The sequence below is a fragment of the Dietzia timorensis genome (assembly GCF_020742175.1).
Taxonomy (GTDB): Bacteria; Actinomycetota; Actinomycetes; order Mycobacteriales; family Mycobacteriaceae; genus Dietzia; species Dietzia timorensis_A.
In genome coordinates this window covers 1-2,548 of record NZ_DYXM01000035.1, presented here as the reverse complement: position 1 = coordinate 2,548, position 2,548 = coordinate 1, and the positions used below count along the sequence as shown (strand labels likewise).

Here is a 2,548-nt window from a genome sequence, read left to right as displayed (position 1 = left end):
GCCGACAGGCGACGCTTGTGCGTCAGACCCGACAGCGGGTTGTTCTGGTCCATGAACTGCGACAGCTGCGAGGTTCCGAAGAACTCCTTGAGCGCCGCGGTGATCGGACGGATGTTGATGAGCGACTGCGGGGTGATCGCTTCGGAGTCCTGCGTGGTCATGCGCTCGCGAACGACGCGCTCCATGCGGGACAGGCCGACGCGGACCTGGTTCTGGATGAGCTCACCAACGGTGCGCAGACGACGGTTGCCAAAGTGGTCGATGTCGTCGACCTCGACCGGAACCTCGCGGCCCTCGGGCAGCTTCATCGACGGATCGCCGGCGTGCAGGCGAACGAGGTACTCGATCGTCGCTGCGATGTCCTCGCGGGTCAGCGTCGTCGTGGCGTCGAGCTCCGGATCGGGCAGGCCGAGCTTGCGGTTGACCTTGTAGCGGCCGACGCGAGCGAGATCGTAGCGCTTGTCCTTGAAGAACAGGTTGTCGAGCAGCGCGACGGCAGCGTCCTTCGTCGGCGGCTCGCCCGGGCGCAGCTTCCGATAGATCTCGAGCAGCGCGCCATCGGTGTCTTCGACGGCGTCCTTTTCGAGGGTCGACATCATGATCTCGGAGAAGCCGAAGCGCTCCTTGATCTCCGACTCGGTCCAGCCGAGAGCCTTGAGGAAAACGGTGACCGACTGGCGACGCTTACGGTCGATGCGCACACCGACGGTGTCGCGCTTGTCGACGTCGAACTCGAGCCATGCGCCGCGGGACGGGATGACCTTGACCGAGTGGACGTCCTTTTCCGTGGACTTGTCGCGGCTGCGGTCGAAGTACACGCCCGGCGAGCGGACAAGCTGCGACACCACGACGCGCTCGGTGCCGTTGATGATGAACGTGCCCTTCGGCGTCATCATCGGGAAATCGCCCATGAACACGGTCTGGGACTTGATCTCGCCCGTTTCGGTGTTCTCGAACTCGGCGGTAACAAAGAGCGGGGCCTCGTAGGTGAGGTCCTTTTCCTTGCAGGTGTCGATGGACGCCTTGACCTCTTCGAAGTAGGGCTCCGAGAACGACAGCGACAGCGAACCCGAGAAATCTTCAATCGGAGAAATTTCGGTGAGAATGGCATCGAGGCCACTCTCTAGGTTGGTCACGCCACGCGCGGCGGCGTTCTCGGCCCAGCGGTCCGAGCCGATGAACCATTCGAACGACTCGGTCTGCAGATCAAGCAGACCGGGCACCGCGAGCGGCTCATTGATTTTCGCGAAAGATACGCGCCTGGGTGCACCAGGAACAGTGGAGACTGACTTGGTCTGGCGGGAGACTGCCAAGATGGGTCCTTCCAGCACCTCACGTGGCCACATGTACGCAGCCACAAACTAGTTGTATTCGGCGAGCAGAAACCGGCTTACACTCACCGCTCATACCCCCGCTATATGAGGCAACCAACCCGTGTTTGTGCAGTTCCAGGAGGCGACGACCAAAATAGGTGCGAAATCCTCGGAATGCGGACGGTTGGTGGAAACGACAAAATGAAGCCAGCGCAACGTCCTACTATAGCTACTCGCGACAAATGTGTCCAGAGCGAGTTTTCGCCGCCCCCGATGTGGGAATCGGGGCGGGCGCGAGTCGAGCAAAAAGCGGCTGGCTATGCGCCTGGCTCTCACACCCGAACATCGGGCGCGTCGCGAACACTTTAAGAGTGAACCGTGTGCGGCGATTCGTCAAGGCCCAAATGGGCGAGTCGCCCCGCACGATGTGTGCGGGGCGACTCGGTTCTTCAACCGGAAGGTCTAACTCGGAAGGTCGGGGATCGACGACAGCTTCCAGTCACCGTCGACCTTCTCCAACCGAATCAGGTACGTGCCGTCGGTCGATCCGGCCGCTTGACCGTCCTGCGTAACGGAGACATTCTGCGCGATGAGCACCTCTGCGCGATTGTCCTCCAGGTACGTGACGCCGACGTCGCTGATCGTCACGTCGACCTTGGTTTTAGCCTGTTCGTACGTGTCGGAGAGCTGATCCCAGCTGTTCATCAATTCGTCCTCGAGACCCTGGGTCATAATGTCCGGAAGCCCGGCGACGTAATCATCCAGCGTTTCGTAGTCGATCGCCACCAACTTCTTGGCGTTCTCCGCCGCGGCCGTCGCCACAGCATCCGTCTCCGCGCGATCCGCATAGGCCTGATTCTCGAAGCCCAGACCGGGACGGAAGAACAAGACGACGGCTACGACGATTCCGATGAGCCCGACCGCGAGAGCGGTCATGGGCCAAGCCGCGCTCATGCGCGTCTTCTTCATCTTCTTGCCCGCCTTCGCCGCCGCGTCAGAAGTGGTGTCCTCGGCGCCGGCAGATTTTTCCGCAGCCTGGTCGGCGTCCACGTCGGCGACGGCGTCGTTCTTTTTCGCATCTTTCGCCATGGCTTAGTTCCCTCCTGCCGTCGTCGCGGCTGCGCCACTCGTGGGCGAGGCGTCGTCGTCACCGTCTTCACCGTCGTCACCGGACGCGGAGCCACTACCGGAGTCCGCATCGGATTCAGAGGCCGCGTCCGCGCCCTCACCTGCAT

The 2,548-nt window shown here is 62.0% G+C and carries 1 protein-coding gene and 1 pseudogene; both read right to left on the bottom strand.

Features of this window, described 5'->3' with window-relative positions:
• Window positions 1–1,331, bottom strand: a pseudogene (locus tag K8V11_RS01665) (DNA-directed RNA polymerase subunit beta); the annotation flags it as partial.
• Window positions 1,332–1,775: 444 nt separating this feature from the next.
• Complete coding sequence (locus K8V11_RS01660; protein WP_303910472.1) at window positions 1,776–2,402, bottom strand: hypothetical protein; 627 nt, start codon at window positions 2,400–2,402, stop codon at window positions 1,776–1,778.
• Window positions 2,403–2,548 lie beyond the last annotated feature (146 nt).

Excerpts from the sequence above, each read along its gene's own strand:
- K8V11_RS01660 (WP_303910472.1), bottom strand. The coding sequence starts at position 2,402 with ATGGCGAAAGATGCGAAAAAGAACGACGCCGTCGCCGACGTGGACGCC.